Genomic DNA, 15,937 nt, shown 5'->3' with positions numbered 1-15,937 from the left:
TGACTTCTCCTCAGCTAGTTGAGTAGGAGGCTGGTCGCCCAGGGAGCTGTGGTGCCGGTGGCGAAGGTGTGCAGGACAAGGGCGACTCCGGCCCTGCCCTCGATCAATCCGGAACGGGTGGGGGTGGAGTCGGTAGCGTGGCGGACGAGTTCGCACAGAACTCGGGGCAGGTGGGCTGCCAGTCCGGTCGAGCGGGCGTCGGCTGCTGCGTACCAGACCGTTGCAGCCAGGCCGGCCCAGCCGTGGCACAGTGCCGGGTCGATGATCCTGTCGAGCTGGACCTGGTCAGCCAGGCAACGGGTCAGGGCGTCCTCGGCCGCCTGCTGACGGCCCGGATCGTGCAGTGCGATGCCGGCGAGTTGCTGGGCGCGGGCTAAACCAGGGGTGCCGTAGCACCAGGAAGGCCTCGCCGGTCCAGTCGCGTCCGGGCGGCCGGCACGCAGTTCCGGCCACGTGAGCCGTTCCGGCCACCAGGGTCCAGTCACGCCGGGTTGGCGCCACGTGTCCAGCCACGAGCAGATCTGTCCGATCGCCTCGACCTGACCATCAACGGTGATTCCTGCTCGGTATGAGAGGGCGAGCAGGGACAATGGCCCGCCGATTCCGTGAGCCATGCCGAAGTCGGCGTGCCCGCCGAAGGTGTCGGGGTGGCGGGTAGGTGACTCTGCAGTCCACCAGCCAGGCGCCAGCCGGCCCTGCGCGTCGTCGGCGTCAACGGGCTCGGTGAGAAGGACCAGATACGCGAGTACGCGGCGGACAAGTTCGCCGTCAGGATTGCGTTGCAGCAGGTGCGCGCCGAGGCCGGTCAGTCCGTGCACCACGTCGAACTCCCGGAATCGCGGTCGGGCTCGGGCCGCCAAACGGGCGTGCGCGGAGGCGAGACGACGCTCAGTGATCCTCACAACCGCCTCGTCCAGGACCGCCCTGGTCTTCATCAGCGCACCGGGAGCGGCCACGCCGATCGCGTGGGCTACTGCGGGAACCCCTGCCCACAGGCCCGCCAGGTCGCCGCCGTTGAGGTCTTGGGCGGTGGCCCGTGCCAGCCAGGTCTTCACCGGCTCCCAGTCGCCGTGCCCGGTCTGCGCGCGGACGCCGTGCAGAATCGCCACCCCAGCCGCGCCCCGGGACAGGGATTGGTCGTTCCAGCGTTGGCTGGCCGGCCCGTAGTCATCCGGCCGCCAGGTGGGTGGTGGCGGGATCGCGAGGGCGCCGCTGATGCATTCGGACATGGCCTGCGCCGCGTGCATCGGCGGGGAGTTGGTCAGCAATGGTGACGCGGTCGTCACGGTGTTCCTCCGGTCGGGGTGCGGCGGCGGATAGCGGCGAGGGCGATGGAGCGGGCCAGCCGGTGCGTGGCGGCCTCGGCTGAGGGATTCGGGCCTTCGGCGCGCACGTGGTGCAGGTGCAGCAGGGACACCAGCACCGAGGCAGGGGTCAGCCCGGAGCCGTTGGCCGTGAGTGCGGCCGCGTACCGGCCAGCCGCCCGGCGACGCTGCTCCCAGGCGTCAACCAGCAACGCACCGTTGGGCAGCGCGGTCAGCGTGGTTGAGTCGAGCTGGGCTGCCTGGCGGAGCACGTCGCGTTCGACGGGAGCGGGGCCAGTCAGCTCGGGGTGCTCGACCAGCCATTCGTAACCGGCGGTGCTGCTGCTGAGCATCGCTCCGGTGAGGCTGACCATGCTCGCGGCCATCAGCGCCTGCCGGTGCAAGCCCGGGGCGGCGGCGAGGGCAGCGAGCTGGGCGAGAACGGCGGCGGAGTCTGCGGCGAACAGGGCCTCGGCGGAGGCTAGCGCGTTGCCAGTGCCGTACCGGCCCGCTTCAGGATGGTAGGTGTCGAGAGTCAAGTTCCCGATCAGGCCGTGCTCGCGCAGTTCCGCTGCCCATTGCCCGACCCTGGCAGCGGCTTGGCCGTAGTCCATGGTGGGGAACCTGATTCGCAGGCAAGACACTGGATGGCGCAGCCGAACGAACCAGCATGCCGGTCGCTGATCCCACAGGGCGAGGAGGACAGGCAGGCCTCTGGCCAGGATCAGGTCCATGACCTTCGCGTCGCAGGTCAGGGACGCCGACAGCACCCCCGATCCGGGTAGCACCGGGTCAGCGGGGCGCGGAGGCCACGGCCTGGTCCCCTGAAGTACGGCAGGCGCGGGGCTGGGAGTGGCTGTGGAGATCAGCGGTACGACGAGTTCATGGGCGCGTCCGAGCCAGCCGTGATCAGCGTTGGTGCCGGCGTCCACGAGGGTGACCGGATCGGTTGCCGCGTCGAAGTGCGAGCGTAGGACTGCTCGGTCCATAGCCGCGTTCAGGTTCAGGCGGAGTCGCTGCCCGCCCGTGCCGACAAAGACCCGGGCAGGCAGGCGTAGCCGATCGTGCAGCACGGTCCACGCCGTGGACCACTCTGCGGTAGAAGCGTACGGACCGGGCAGGCGGGCGGGGTCGACCCGCCACCGGGCCGCAGACAGCACCGTGCGGCCGAAGCGCAGCGCCGGCAGAAACGGAAGGGTGGAGGCCGCGCCCCAGTCGAACGGCGTCATCCCTGTCGCACCGGACCGGGGCACCTCAAGCAGGAATCGTGCTACCAACGGCATGGTGTGCGTGGCCCCGGCGTGCCCCAGCATGGGTTCGATTACCCGGCGGCGCGAAACCGAAACCAGCAGCAGTCGACCCTGGTCGACAGTCACCGCCAAGTCGTCCAGCCCGATGATGCCCGGGTCGGGGGCGCGGTGCTCGGCTAGACACACAATTTCTGGGAGCACAGGAGGGGTCCGTAGCACGTTCTCCGTTCGGGCTTTACGTGGCGGATAGCTCAACTGCACCGCGAGCGCGCCGGCGATTACGACGGGCAGTCGACTGAATTCGGCTGCCATCCGCTCGCGGTCGCCGACGGGCAGAACATCCAGAAAACGGCCGGTGGTGGCCATCCCCGACCGGCCCATCCCGAGCACCGCAAGCGTGAACCGACCAGCGGCCAGCGCCTGGGGCGAGGCCGCGCGAATCTGCGCACGCACGTCGACATGCGGACTGGCTCGAATCTCATCCGGTGCGGCTCCTGCGAGGGCGGTCACGGCGTGGTCGTCCAGGATCACCTCACGGACACCGTCCAGCAGCGCCTGCTGCGCCAATGCGAACAATTTTCCTTCCCGACCCGAGCGCACATCAGCACCGTGAGTCGCATCGGGCAGGTTGTGGAAGTGGTCGGGGTAACCAAGCCCGGTCACCTGGTCGAGGAGTTGGGTGAGCGGGACCAGGACGCCCGCTCCGTACCGGTTGGTGAAGCGGTTGCGATAGGTCCGCCATTCAGGTCGGCCCGCAGGGTGCGGCGACAGCCGACGCAGCACGTCGACTGCGGCTTCCACCTCGGCCGCCACGTCCTCGGGCAGCACCACATCCAGCCCTAGGCGCAGGTCCACCGCGAGAGGCTGCACGGCCGGGGCCACCGCGCGCATCCGGCCAGCGACCTGATGCCCCGCCCAACTCTCAGGTGGGCCGGTCCTATCCACGGCCTGAAGGTCTGCACGAATCGAGTGCAACTCACCGACCAATTCGGCCAACGACTCAATATTCGTCGCTTGGGCGACGGCTAGTTGGTCCAGGACATGGCCAAACGGATCGACGATGGTAGAAGGAGGCCTCAAGTTCGTGATCAGCACGCCCCTGGCGACCAGCTCCGCGACCAGCCGCTGCACGGATTTGAATGGCGAATCAGGGAAGTGAGATGCAATCTTCACAGCCAGCTCACCGCCCGGCAGTGGCATCGCCGCGAACCTGACTGCCAGCCGGACGACTGGCGTGTTGTCGATGGACGACTCCAACACCTCCGTGCCGGACGACGAGGTCACATGCGGCTGGTGAAGCACGACGAGCCGGGTACCCCTCACGGCTATTAGGTTGTTGGCCTGTACCAGCAACCGCTCGCGAAGGACCTGGTCGGCTTCCAAACGAGCGACAACTGCGGCCAGCCACGCCCCGTCCGCTCTGGTCCGTGTCGCATGCCCACCGCTGACGCCAATCGACAGCTGCCCGAAGCCGGTTGGGCTCACCCCCGCGAACAACCCGAACGGAGTGGGCCTGTGCTGCATCCGAAGCACGTACCTGGCCAGGGCCAGGGCCATCCGGCGGACTTGCCCTGCCTCCGGTGTTGTCCCAGACGAAACGGAGTCGAGGCGGTTAGCGAGCGCCGGGCTGGCCAGCCGCACCGCGTTCGCCACATCGGCCTGACTCCAGGTCCGTACCAACCAGGTCGCGATCTGCTTGGGACCATCCACGTCTGGCCAAGCCGCGACCATTCGCAGGTCCGGGGACGCGACGGCGCGCAGCACCGCTGCGTCGGCGTGCCGATACGCCCCTGCCTTAACCGTCACGGTTCCACTCCTCTCGATTGTGGGTGTGGTCGATGGAGGTTCCGGCGGAGTCGTCCGCCGGAACCGGGCGTTCCAGGGGCTAGCAGTCGCCGCCCTGCACGGTGTCGCAGCCGTCGTCGGTGCTCGACAGCAGCGCGGCGGCCGGCGGCCCCGCCACAACGATCTCGACGTTGAGCTCGAACGGGTTGCCATCGGTGGTGAGCAGGTCGTTCATCTGTTTCCTCCCGGGTATGGGGACGTCTGGGGATGGGCGGGTAGCCCCCGCAGCTACCCGCTCGGTCGCATACCTCACGGCGAATCCATGGAGTCGGCATCCAGTGCTTCGGACGGATGGCCGCGCAGCGCAGGTCCCCGGGGTTCGTCATCTGGTGATGGTTGGCATCGAGCCAGGCGGCGTGGTTGCTCACCGTGGCATGTTTGCGTGCGCCCGGCCCTTGATCGCCAGGTACACCGTCCCGGCACCGCACACCACCAGAGTGGCGAGGAACATCGCAACGAAAACCAGCCGCCAGCGGCGCTGTGCCTCGACAGAGAGATTTCTCGACATCTCGCTTCCTTCCCGGTGATGTGGATGAGTCCCAACCGGTCCCTGACACGGACCCCGCTGGTCCATGGGTCGACTTGTTCGTGTGCAACTCAGAGTGGCGGTGATTTGACCCACAGGGCAGACTCGACATGTCGCCAATCAAGTCGGATACATGGGCACATGGGAGGTGGTGTGGGACAGCGGCCTAAGGAGTTGACTCCACACCTTGGACCTCGGCATTTCTGGGGCTCCGAGCTGCGGCAATGGAGGCTGCACCGCGGCTGGTCGCAGGCAGGCGTGGCGCGCGTGGTTCACCTCAGTGCTGGCCAGGTCGCCAAGCTCGAAGACGCCTCGCGCCTGATCACCGCCGATGTCGCCGCCCGCTGTGACCAGGCGCTCGACGCGGGTGGGGCGCTGATTCGAGCGTTCGCTCTGGTCGATGTGGGACACGACGGGGATGTATCCAATCCCGCTGACGATGTATCCAATCCGGGCGACGCCATCGCCGTTCAGAAGGTGCGCCATGCACTCTTGGAACCGTTCCTGATGGTGGTTCCGGCACGCGTTGCGGGGGGAAGGTTCGTCCACGTGCAAGCGCACCCGACCGACGATCCGCCACTGAAGAAGAACCGCCACGGCGAGATCCTGATGCCGCTGCAGCACTACAAGACGAACCGGCTGTTCCTCGCGGAGAGCGACAACAGGTTCGGTCCCCGTCATCTGATCGGTTTGACGCTGGAGGAGATCAACCGCATTCAGGACACCCGCAAGTCGTTTGGTACCAGCGCATTGCGGGACTGGTTCAGCATTCTGGCCGAGTACGCCGATCTACTCGGGTGGTTCCTCCAGGACACCGGCGAACACTCAGCGGCGCAGTACTGGCTCGACCGAGCCCTGGAGTGGACCCACATGACGGGCAACCCCGACGCGACGGCTTTCATCCTGGCGCGCAAGGCTCAGCTCTCCGGCGACATGCACGACGGCACCGAGGCCGTCGAACTCGCCGAAGCCGCTATGCGAACGGCCCCACCACGGTCCCGGATGGCCGCCATCGCTGCGACCTACGCCGGGCACGGGTACGCGATCCTGGGGCAGGCCGACGAGTCCGAGCGCTACTACGACCGAGCGCAGAGCCTGCTCGCCGAGGCTGAGCCCGACGACAGTCCCTTCGGGGCGTACTTCAACCCCACCTACATCAAAATCAACCGTGCCCAGAGCCGCACGCTACTCGGCGACTTCCAGTTCGCCACCGTGGCCTTCGACGCCGCGCTGCGGCAACTGACCCCGGACTACCGCAGAGACCAAGGCGTCTACCTGGCCCGCGAGGCCCGCGCCTGCGCTGGTGACAGCGAGGCCGAACGCGCCGCTACGCTCGGCATGCAAGCCTTGATCATCGGGGTCGACACCGGATCCCGGCGCGCGCTGACCGAACTGACCGAACTCCAGTACGCACTGGCACCCTGGCAAACTAACAACCTGGTCCGTGACTTCCTCGACGCCATGACCGCTCTCGCACAGCCCACGGAGTACCGATGATCCTCACCGAAGACCACCCCGACTACCTCGCTCATCTGTACTGGATGGGCGAGGCGATCCGCGAGGCGGACAAGTGCCCGCCCGACGAGAAGGCGTACTCCGTCGGAGCGATCATCGTGGGCTCCGACGGCAAGGAGCTGTCACGCGGCTTCTCGCGAGAGGTCGGCCGGTTCCACGCCGAGGAATCCGCGCTCGAGAAGCTGGACGCCGAGGACCCCCGGCTGGCGACCGCGACGATCTACTCGACCCTGGAGCCGTGCACCGAGCGTAAATCCGGGCGCATGTCCGGCACCCTGGGTAGCTGCACGGCGCTCATTCTCCGTGCCGGAATCAAGGTCGTCGTCATCGCCTGGACCGAGCCCGACTACTTCGTCGCCGACTGCGTGGGCGTCGAGACCCTGGAAGCGGCCGGCGTCACGGTCATCCAGATGCCCGAACTCGCCTCCGCAGCCAAGGCCGCCAACGCACACCTTCCGATCAGCTAGGCCCGACGCACGGCGGCTCGCGCCCAACCAGGCCGGGCCGCCGTTTCGGTCGTTCCTACTGAGCTGGTGGCCACAGCCTAGCGACTGCCACGTAGGCAGGTACGCGTGTACCGCGTGCTCTGCTGTGGACTGGGCGAGGTAATCACTAGATATGGGGCCTACTGGAGCTTTGGGTAACCATGCTCCATCGACACCCTAGTCGAGTGAGCCTGAACGAAGTTGGGGAACTTCCACGATTTGAATCTGGTGTGCTCGATTTCAACTCCGCAGCGGCGTACCGTTCAACTGTGGGTCCCAGGTGCCGCAATTTTGACGCTCAGCACGCAGGGACGTTTACGTGAGTGGCGCATCTGCACGCGGCATGTGGAGGAAATCTTGAAGCTGCATTCGGTATATGCACGATTCTATAGGTCGCTAAACTACGATTTCATTCGTGCATCAGGAGAAAACTATTCTCCTGATCCATGGGACGCCACCCGGGATGGCGATTATCCGTTCGTGCGTATCCGGCTCCGTCCGGATATCACGACTATCGTGGGTGGAAATGAGTCTGGCAAAACTCAAATTCTACATGCGATTGAATCTGCTTTGACTGGAGACGGTTACGAGCGGAGCGATTTCTGTCGCTATTCTCGGTTCTTTGGGGTTGATAAGTCATTGATCAAACCTGAATTTGGAGCGCTCTTCACGGATGTAAGTACTGATGAGGTGGCCAAAATTCAGCAGATGTCAAGCATGACTGGGCTGGAAAACGTCGACCGAGTCGCGATCTTTCGGATGAACGAAACTCCGCATCTGAGGGTTTATGTCCGTCAGAACGGCGCATGGTCCGCACCGGCCCATGTTAAGTCGCCTTCTGTGTTGTCAAGCATGGGGATGCCAATCCCATTCCGCATCGATGCCGACGTCCCCTTGCCTGACAGTGTCCCCATTCAGTACATCGTGACAGGCAAGCCGGTCGCGGCTGTGGGGCGTGAATTCTTGCGTCGAGTGTGGGATGCGCTTGTTGAACACCGCAGCTGGTTTGATGACGGGACTACCGTCACGAGTAAAGCCGGGGAGATATCCGCAGTATTCCGTCCGCTCCGTGAGGCCACACCTGAGGAGTTGCACACTTACGACCTGGCTGTGGATCTTCTATTAAAAGTCGCTGGGCTTCAACGGGCGCTTTTTGCTGAGCTGCAAACCGCCGTCAAGGCAAAGAATGGCTACGCCAACAGCATCGTCGATACGATCAATTCTGAGCTAGCAAGGGCCCTTAACTTTCCGCACTGGTGGTCCCAGGATTCCAAATTTGAACTCTTCGTATCACTGTACGAGTATGATTTGGTCTTCATGATCCGAGATCGAACGGGGCGAACGTATGGCTTCGACGAACGCAGCGATGGCCTCAAATATTTCCTAAGCTATTTTGTGCAGTATCTCGCCCATGAACCACGAGCGGATGGGGCCAGTGAAATCCTTCTCATGGACGAGCCGGACCGGTATCTTTCCTCGTCGGGCCAGCAGGACCTTTTAAGGATATTCGAGGACTTTGCGCGACCGCAAGATGCTAAGCGCTCACCGGTACAGGTGGTGTACGTGACTCATTCGCCTTTCCTGATTGACAAGAACGAGGCGGATCGCATTCGAGTACTTGAGAAAGGTGAATACGACGAAGGTACGCGTGTTGTGACGAATACTGCCGCCAACCACTATGAGCCATTGAGATCAGCCTTCGGTAGCTTTGTCGCCGAGACCACTTTTATCGGCAACTGCAACCTAATGGTAGAAGGTCCGTCTGATCAGGTATTGTTGGCGGGTGCTTCGCGATGGCTCGCTGCCCGAGGGGTCGTTGCGCGAGACCGCTTGGACCTAAACAAGATCACGATCGTGCCGGCGGGTGGTACGCGGCACATTCCCTATCTTGTGTATCTAGCCCGTGGCCGTGACGTTGAGAAGCCGCCGGTGATTGTTCTCATTGACAATGATCGAGCTGGCGACGAGGCTCGGGCGGCCCTTAAAGCTGGCGGCGCCTATGGGGCGGCCCTTATCAAGGACCATTTGGTAATCCAGCTCGGCCGGAATGACCTAGCGGACCTCGCAACTGACAATCCAGGGGGGATTGTCGGCATTGAGGACATTGTTCCATTTGGGATCGCGATAGCGGCGGTGGATATCTACTGTTCTGAGTTCGTTCCGGACATCAGCATTCCTTCCCTTGATCTCACTCTGGACGAGGTTTTCGACAATGCGAAGAACGGTCAAGGGGGCAATCCTGGACTTCTAAAAGCACTTCAGGTGGCCGTGGCGAACAAAAGCGGCAACGAACGCTTCCATCTCGATAAAGTTGCCTTTGCCCGGGCGGTAATTGAAGTGTTACTTGGCGGAGCGCGCGGCACCCATTCCGATCAGGTTGAAGTCCAGCGAGCTCACGACAACTTCCATGGGTTGTTATCTGTACTTGCGAAAAGTCAGCGTGATGCCGAGCGTGCCGAGGATGTCGAGAAGATATCGAGCCGCATAAATCGTATCAAGCGTGACTTCATTCGAACGCGCAAGAGCTCGGCACGTCGAGAAGATGTACTCGACCTGATCGAGGAGATCTCCAGCCAACTAGACGCTTCCCGAGAGTCGGAGGACGTTCGAATGGAAATGCGGCGGTGGGAAGACGATTTCGGACTGCTATCCGATCCTCGAGAGTTGGTTGACGACTTTTCCAGCCTATTGAAGGCCATCCAGGGGCTTGCTTATCGCGCGGTGCGGGCCGTTTCGGCTTCAGAGCACTAGCGGGTCAGGTCCACTGCCAGGCGATGCCGTACTGGCCCGGCGCCGGATCCAGGTTGATGAACTGGAACGACCGCGCCTCGCAGTCCAGCGTCCGCTCCTCGCGCCTCTCGGCCGGCTGGCTGACATGCCCCTGCCAGTAGGCGTAGCAGCGGGCCGGCAACCGGTGCGGGTCGAACGTCACCTGCAGGACGAGGTCCCGCACGGGCTGGTAGATGGCGATCTCGGCGTGCCGGTCGGTCTGCCCGGGCGGGTAGCGCAGGCCGAACTCGACGGCCGCCATCTCGCCCGCCCGCAGTGGCCGGGGCAGGAGGAACTCGAACACGCAGGTGTTGGTCGGCACGTCGGCCCGGAACCTGCCGGGCTGGCAGCCGTCGGCGAAGGTCACCATGGGCGGCTGGGGGAGGGTGCTGCACCGGGACACGAAGATGACCCGGGTGGTGTTGTCCCGGTCGGCGCGGATCAGGCGGCGGACGCGGACCGACTCCTCGTGGCCGCTGGCGTCGACCCGGTAGGACAGGTGCTGCGACACCTTCAGGGGGTGGTTGAGGTCGTCGGGGGTCGCGTCGACCTTCGCCAGCGCGCGGACCACGGCGTCGGGGAGCCGCCACAGTTTGTCGAAGCCCATGCCGCTGGTGCGCGGGACCCACCGGCCCCGGGGGCGTCGGGGGCCGATGAGTTCGGTGAGCGCGCCGGGGGGCAGGTCCAGGAGGTCCTCGAGGACCGTGACGGCGGCCAGGGAGCGGGCGCGTTCGGGCTGGTTGTCGCCGTTCTGCCAGTAGCTCAGGGCGCTGGCACTGACCGGGGTGCGGCGGTCCCGCAGCCGCTGGGACAACTCCTCCAGGCTGAGCCCGCTGTGTTGGATGGCCCGGCGCAGGGCGGCGCCGAAGGCGCTGGTGCCGGCGAGCAGCGTACCCGTCGCGGTGGGTGTGGTTTGTGAGGTTATGTCCATGTGGGGGACCTCGTTCAGCCATGGACGCCGGGACGGTGGAGGGGAGGTGCGGGCGTCCGGTACCTCGGCACTGCGGGCTCCATTCTAAGACCAGGATCGATCATCGTGGGCGCGTACCGCCGCATCGTGGGAACCGAGACTGGACACTCTGGCGGCCGTTGACCTGCGGCGGAGCGCTTCGTATAGTGGCGCCTTACCTGGCTGACCGCACGGCGGACGGCCAGGGATCGAGGGGCGGAATCCACGGTCACGCAGAGGTGCCGTGTCGATCCCCCTTGAGGAGAAGTCCGTGAACACCCGCCGTTCCCTCGCGGTCCCCGTGGCGCTGCTGGCCGCCCTCGTGGCCACCGCCCCGCCCGCCGTCGCACAGACCCCGACCCCCACCGGACCGGTACTCGTCCCCGCCGGCGCCGAACTCGTCCCCGACAGCTACATCGTCACCCTCGACGACGCGGCGGCGAAGCTCAGCCGGTCGCCGGCCCGGGCGGCGGTCGGCTCCGTCGCCGGTGACCTCGCCGGCCGGCACGGGGGCACCGTGCGCCGCGTGTACTCCTCGGCCCTGCACGGGTTCTCCGCCCGGATGACGGCCGCCCAGGCGCGGGCGCTCGCCGCCGACCCCCGGGTGGCGGGCGTCCGGCAGGACACCGTCGGGCACTCCGACGCCGCGCCGTGGAACCTCGACCGGGTCGACCAACGGTCACTGCCGCTGTCGACGACGTACACCGCGGCCAACACCGGGGCCGGGGTGAACGTGTACATCATCGACTCCGGGATCCGCATGTCCCACCAGGACTTCGGTGGCCGGGCGGTCAGCGGCTACGACTTCGTGGACAACGACACCGACGCCAGCGACTGCCTGGGGCACGGCACGCACGTGGCCGGCACCGTCGCCGGTACGGCCTGGGGCGCGGCGAAGGGCGCGAAGGTGTACTCCGTCCGGGTCATCGACTGCAATGACAGCGCCTCCGACTCCGACACGCTCGCCGCCATCGACTGGGTGACCGAGAACGCCGTCAAGCCCGCGATCGTGAACATGAGCATGCACAGCTCCGCCGGCGGGTTGGACGAGGCGGTACGGAACTCCATCGCGTCGGGGATCACGTACACGGTCGCGGCCGGCAACCAGACGGCCTCGGCGTGCGGCCAGTCGCCGGCCCGGGTGCCGGAGGCGATCACGGTGGGCAACACCACGAACACCGACGCGCGCCGGTCGGACTCCAACTACGGCACCTGCCTGGACCTGTTCGCCCCGGGTTCGGACATCACGTCGGCGAGCCACACCTCGGACACGGGCACCAGGATCCTGTCCGGTACCTCGATGTCCGCGCCGCTGGTCGCCGGGGCGGCGGCGATGTACCTGGCCACGAACCCGACGGCCAGCCCGCGGCAGGTCCGCGACGCGCTGGTCGGCTGCGCGACGCCGGACAAGGTGACCGGCGCGGGAACGGGTTCGCCGAACCTGCTGCTGTTCGTGCCGTGCGGGGCCGCGCAGCCCGCCAGCTACGAGAACGCCACCGACGTGCCGGTCCCGGACTGGTCCACGGCCACGGGAGCGATCACCGTCTCCGGTCGGTCGGGTCCCGCGCCGGCCGCGCTGAAGGTCGCCGTGGAGGTGCGGCACCCGTACCGGGGCGACGTGGCCCTGACCCTCGTCGCGCCGGACGGCAGCACCTACGTCCTGAAGACCGCCCTGATGTCCGACCTCGCCGACGACGTGGTCGCGACCTACACGGTGGACGCGTCCGGGGAGGCGGCCGACGGGGTCTGGCAGCTGCGGGTGCAGGACACGGTCGGGTTCGACACCGGTTACCTGGACCGGTGGAGTCTGACGTTCTGACGACCAGACTTATCCAGTACCGGCGCGGAAGTCACGGACACCTCGCATCGACCCTGGTTATGGTCACGACACCGGTGATCCCGGGACTTCTCCCGAGGAGGTGACCGACACCCCCACCGAGTTTCCCCCGGCGTCCGACCGGCCCGTGGGGGCCGCCCCTCGGCGGACCGCGGACGCCCCGATCGCACCACCTGACACCTCCCCGCCGCCCACCGCGGCGCCCCCTCCGGTGGCCGGGCCACTCCCTCCGGCCCGGCCACCGTCTTTCCCCCTCACCGAAGAGGACAGATGCGAACCACGAGAACAACCAGAAGAAGGACGACGCTGGCCGCCGCCCTGGGCTGCGCGGTCGCGCTGGCCACGGTGCTCACCGTCGCCAGCACGTCGGCGGCCACCGGCCCGCGACCCGACCTGGCGGCCATGGCCGCCCCCGAACCCGCCGACCAGACCCCCCAACTGGCGGAACCGAACACCGTGACCGGCCGGGCGGCGATCACGGGCGCTCGCGGGGCCGCGCCCCGCACCGTGTGCCAGCAGGGCGCGCGCTGGCTGCGGCTGCGGTTCACCGACCTGTCCCTGCGGGGAGCCGACTCCGTGACCGTCTCCGGCACCGCCGGCGGCGGGTACACGTTCACGGCCGCGAACTGGCCGGGCCGGGCGTTCACCACCCAGGCCTTCGCGGGGAACTGCGTGCAGATCAGTCCACAGTTGACGGAACCGGGCAGCCGGTTCGCCGTCGACTCCTACCAGGCCGGTGCGACGGACCTCGCGGCCGCCTCGGTGACCGTCGCGGCCGTCGGCGACCTGTGCGGCAGCGGGTGCAACCAGACGGCCGCCCTGGTGACCACCATGAACCCGGACGCGCTGATCCTGGCCGGGGACAACGCCTACAACAGCGGCAGCGCCTCCGAGTACCGCGACAAGTACGACCCGTACTACGGCAAGTTCAAGGACAAGACGTATCCGTCGCCGGGCAACCACGAGTACAACACGTCCAACGCCAGCGGCTACTTCGGCTACTTCGGTACCCGGGCCGGCCCGGCGGGCAAGGGCTACTACAGCTTCGACGTGGGCGACTGGCACTTCGTGTCGCTCAACTCCAACATCGACATGGGCTCCAGCTCCCCGCAGGTGACCTGGCTGAAGAACGACCTGGCCGCCAACACCAAGCCGTGCACCGCCGGCTACTGGCACCACCCCCGGTTCAGCGGCAGCAGCCACGGCGACCAGACCGCGGTGAACCCGCTGTTCACGGCGCTGTACAACGCGCGCGCCGACCTGGTCGTCGTCGGGCACGACCACAACTACCAGCGGTTCGCGCCGTCGAAGCCCGACGGCACCCGCGACGACGTCAACGGGCTGCGCGAGCTTCTGATCGGCACCGGAGGCACCGGCGTGTACGGCCTGGACTCCAACACGGCCGCCGAGCGCGAGAAGGGCAACGCCGACACCTTCGGCGTGGGCAGGCTGACGCTGTCGGCGACCGGGTACAAGGCCGACTTCGTGCCGGTGGCGGGGCGTACCTTCACCGACACCGTCTCCGGCACCTGCCACAAGGCGACCACGGGCCCGGACTTCGGCGTCACGGTCAACCCGACCTCGCTGTCCGTGCCCCAGGCCGCCAGCGGCTCGGCGACCGTCTCGGTGGCCAGCCTCAACGGGTTCACCGGCGCGACCAGCCTCACCGCCTCCGGGCTGCCGGCCGGCGTGCAGGCGTCGTTCTCGCCGAACCCGGTCACCCCGGCCGCGAACGGCACCGCCACGGCCACCCTGTCGCTGACCGCCTCGGCGTCGGCGGCCACCGGGACCAGCACCGTCACGGTCACCGGCACCTCCGGCGCGCTCACCCACACCGCGACCCTGCAACTCACGGTGTCCCCGGCCGGGGGCGGCGGCACCACGGTGTTCGCCGACGACTTCGAGACGGACAAGGGCTGGACCGTGAACCCGGCCGGCACCGACACCGCCACGTCCGGCCGGTACGAGCGCGGCGACCCCGAGCAGACCACCGACCCGACCACCGCGATGATCGAGCAGCGCGGCGACACCACCAGCGGCGTGAACTGCCTGGTCACCGGTCGGCTCGCCGGCACCGGTGACGGGGCGAACGACGTGGACGGCGGGGTCACCACGGTCCGGTCCCCGCAGATCACGGTACCGGCGAGTGGAAGTTCCTCGCTCTCCTTCTCCTACACCTACGCGTTCGGCAACAACGCCACCGCCGCCGACTACCTGCGGGTGAAGGTGGTCGACGGCACCACCGGCACCACGGTGCTGGAGAAGCTCGGCTCGGGTGTCAAGGTGGCCGGGGTCTGGCAGCAGGCCACCGTCAACCTGTCGGCCTACGCCGGCCGCACCGTGCACCTGCTCGTCGAGACCGCCGACGCGTCGACCGCCAGCCTCGTCGAGGCCGCCGTGGACGACGTGCGGATCACCACCAGTGGCACCGGGGCGGCGGACTTCACGGTCGCGGCCGACCCGACGGCGGTGACCATCCCGCAGGGCCAGAAGAACGCGAGCACGATCAAGGTCACCAGCGTCAACGGGTACTCGGAGTCCACGGCGCTGGCCGTCTCCGGCGCCCCGGCGGGCCTGTCGACCCTGTGGGAGAACAACCCGGTCACGCCCCCGGCCAACGGCACCGCCACCGCGCGGTTGGCGGTCGCCACCACGGCCACCACGGCCACCGGCACGTACGACCTGACCGTGACGGCGGCCGGCGGCGCCCTGTCGCGCACGGCCACCGTCCGGGTCACGGTCACCGGGGCCACCAGTGGCGGGTTCGCCGACGACTTCGAGACCGACAAGGGCTGGACCGTCAACCCGGCCGGCACCGACACGGCCACCTCCGGGAAGTGGGAACGCGGCGACCCGGAGCAGACCATCGCCACGAACGTCAACCAGGTCAAGCAGCTGGGCGACACCACCAGCGGCGTCACGTGCCTGGTCACCGGCAGGCTCGCCGGGGCCAGCGACGGCGCGAACGACGTGGACGGCGGCGTCACCTCCGTCCGGTCGCCGCAGATCGTGGTGCCGGGCGCGGCGAGCCTGACGTTCCAGTACAACCTGGCGCACGGCAGCAACGCCACCGCCGAGGACTACCTGCGGATCAAGGTGATCGACGGCGGCACGGTGACCACGGTGTTCGAGAAACTCGGCACCGCCAGCACCGAGGCCGACGGCGCCTGGCGCGCCCAGACGGTGGACCTGTCGGCCTACGCCGGCCGGACGGTCCAGCTCCTGGTCGAGACCTCCGACGGCGGGACCGGCAGCCTCTGGGAGGCGGCGGTCGACGACCTCGCGGTCACGGCCGGCTGACAGCGGCCCCGGGTCCGTGGGCGTGCCCGCGGACCCGGGGCCACCCCGACGAAAGGAGCTTCCGGGTGTACCTGTCCAGCGCGCGCGCCACCCCTGTACCGGCCACCGACGGTGATCCCGCGCCCACCGGCGCCCCGCTTGCCGCCGACGGTCCACT

At 67.3% G+C, this 15,937-nt stretch carries 10 protein-coding genes; 5 read left to right on the top strand and 5 right to left on the bottom strand.

What is annotated here, in order from left to right; all coding sequences use genetic code 11:
• Nucleotides 1-14: 14 nt before the first annotated feature.
• The 4 genes from PT931_RS06550 to PT931_RS06535 all read right to left on the bottom strand — a co-directional run bounded on the left by PT931_RS06550 (nt 15) and on the right by PT931_RS06535 (nt 4,907).
• Nucleotides 15-1,286: a lanthionine synthetase C family protein gene (locus tag PT931_RS06550; protein WP_456244783.1), complete on the bottom strand. Its 1,272-nt coding sequence runs from the start codon at nt 1,284-1,286 to the stop codon at nt 15-17.
• The gene (locus PT931_RS06545) at nt 1,283-4,360 is read right to left on the bottom strand and encodes a lantibiotic dehydratase (protein WP_456244782.1); all 3,078 of its coding nucleotides are present in this window, start codon (nt 4,358-4,360) and stop codon (nt 1,283-1,285) included. Before PT931_RS06545 ends, PT931_RS06550 begins: the two co-directional genes overlap by 4 nt.
• A gap of 79 nt (nt 4,361-4,439) precedes the next feature.
• The gene (gene fxlA, locus PT931_RS06540; RefSeq protein WP_456244781.1) at nt 4,440-4,574 is read right to left on the bottom strand and encodes an FxLD family lanthipeptide; all 135 of its coding nucleotides are present in this window, start codon (nt 4,572-4,574) and stop codon (nt 4,440-4,442) included.
• Nucleotides 4,575-4,763: 189 nt separating this feature from the next.
• Complete coding sequence (locus tag PT931_RS06535; protein ID WP_456244862.1) at nt 4,764-4,907, bottom strand: hypothetical protein; 144 nt, start codon at nt 4,905-4,907, stop codon at nt 4,764-4,766.
• Nucleotides 4,908-4,925: 18 nt separating this feature from the next.
• Here PT931_RS06535 and PT931_RS06530 point away from each other — a divergent pair, with 18 nt between their 5' ends.
• From PT931_RS06530 to PT931_RS06520, 3 genes are all read left to right on the top strand, one after another.
• On the top strand, nt 4,926-6,422 hold the full coding sequence (locus PT931_RS06530; protein ID WP_456244858.1) for a helix-turn-helix domain-containing protein: 1,497 nt from the start codon (nt 4,926-4,928) through the stop codon (nt 6,420-6,422).
• Nucleotides 6,419-6,907, top strand: a complete 489-nt coding sequence (locus PT931_RS06525; protein ID WP_456244780.1) for a dCMP deaminase — start codon at nt 6,419-6,421, stop codon at nt 6,905-6,907. The genes PT931_RS06530 and PT931_RS06525 overlap by 4 nt, the downstream gene beginning before the upstream one ends.
• A 219-nt stretch (nt 6,908-7,126) precedes the next feature.
• Nucleotides 7,127-9,676, top strand: a complete 2,550-nt coding sequence (locus PT931_RS06520; protein WP_456244779.1) for an AAA family ATPase — start codon at nt 7,127-7,129, stop codon at nt 9,674-9,676.
• Between the two features lie 4 nt (nt 9,677-9,680).
• Here the strand turns inward: PT931_RS06520 and PT931_RS06515 are convergent, their stop codons facing one another.
• Nucleotides 9,681-10,625 (bottom strand): helix-turn-helix domain-containing protein, encoded by a 945-nt coding sequence (locus tag PT931_RS06515; RefSeq protein ID WP_456244778.1) that lies wholly within the window; start codon nt 10,623-10,625, stop codon nt 9,681-9,683.
• 262 nt (nt 10,626-10,887) lie between these two features.
• Here PT931_RS06515 and PT931_RS06510 point away from each other — a divergent pair, with 262 nt between their 5' ends.
• Nucleotides 10,888-12,462 carry a S8 family serine peptidase gene (locus PT931_RS06510; protein ID WP_456244777.1) on the top strand — a complete coding sequence of 525 codons (1,575 nt, stop codon included), beginning with the start codon at nt 10,888-10,890 and terminating at the stop codon, nt 12,460-12,462.
• A gap of 288 nt (nt 12,463-12,750) precedes the next feature.
• The gene (locus tag PT931_RS06505) at nt 12,751-15,780 is read left to right on the top strand and encodes a choice-of-anchor J domain-containing protein (RefSeq protein ID WP_456244776.1); all 3,030 of its coding nucleotides are present in this window, start codon (nt 12,751-12,753) and stop codon (nt 15,778-15,780) included.
• Nucleotides 15,781-15,937 lie beyond the last annotated feature (157 nt).

It is taken from the genome of Longispora urticae, assembly GCF_053902585.1.
Note: the sequence above shows the minus strand (reverse complement) of the source record. Positions and strands in the feature narration are given on the sequence as shown.

Excerpts from the sequence above, each read along its gene's own strand:
- fxlA (WP_456244781.1), bottom strand. The coding sequence starts at position 4,574 with ATGAACGACCTGCTCACCACCGATGGCAACCCGTTCGAGCTCAACGTC.
- PT931_RS06535 (WP_456244862.1), bottom strand. The coding sequence starts at position 4,907 with ATGTCGAGAAATCTCTCTGTCGAGGCACAGCGCCGCTGGCGGCTGGTT.
- PT931_RS06530 (WP_456244858.1), top strand. The coding sequence starts at position 4,926 with ATGTGGATGAGTCCCAACCGGTCCCTGACACGGACCCCGCTGGTCCAT.
- PT931_RS06525 (WP_456244780.1), top strand. The coding sequence starts at position 6,419 with ATGATCCTCACCGAAGACCACCCCGACTACCTCGCTCATCTGTACTGG.
- PT931_RS06515 (WP_456244778.1), bottom strand. The coding sequence starts at position 10,625 with ATGGACATAACCTCACAAACCACACCCACCGCGACGGGTACGCTGCTC.
- PT931_RS06505 (WP_456244776.1), top strand. The coding sequence starts at position 12,751 with ATGCGAACCACGAGAACAACCAGAAGAAGGACGACGCTGGCCGCCGCC.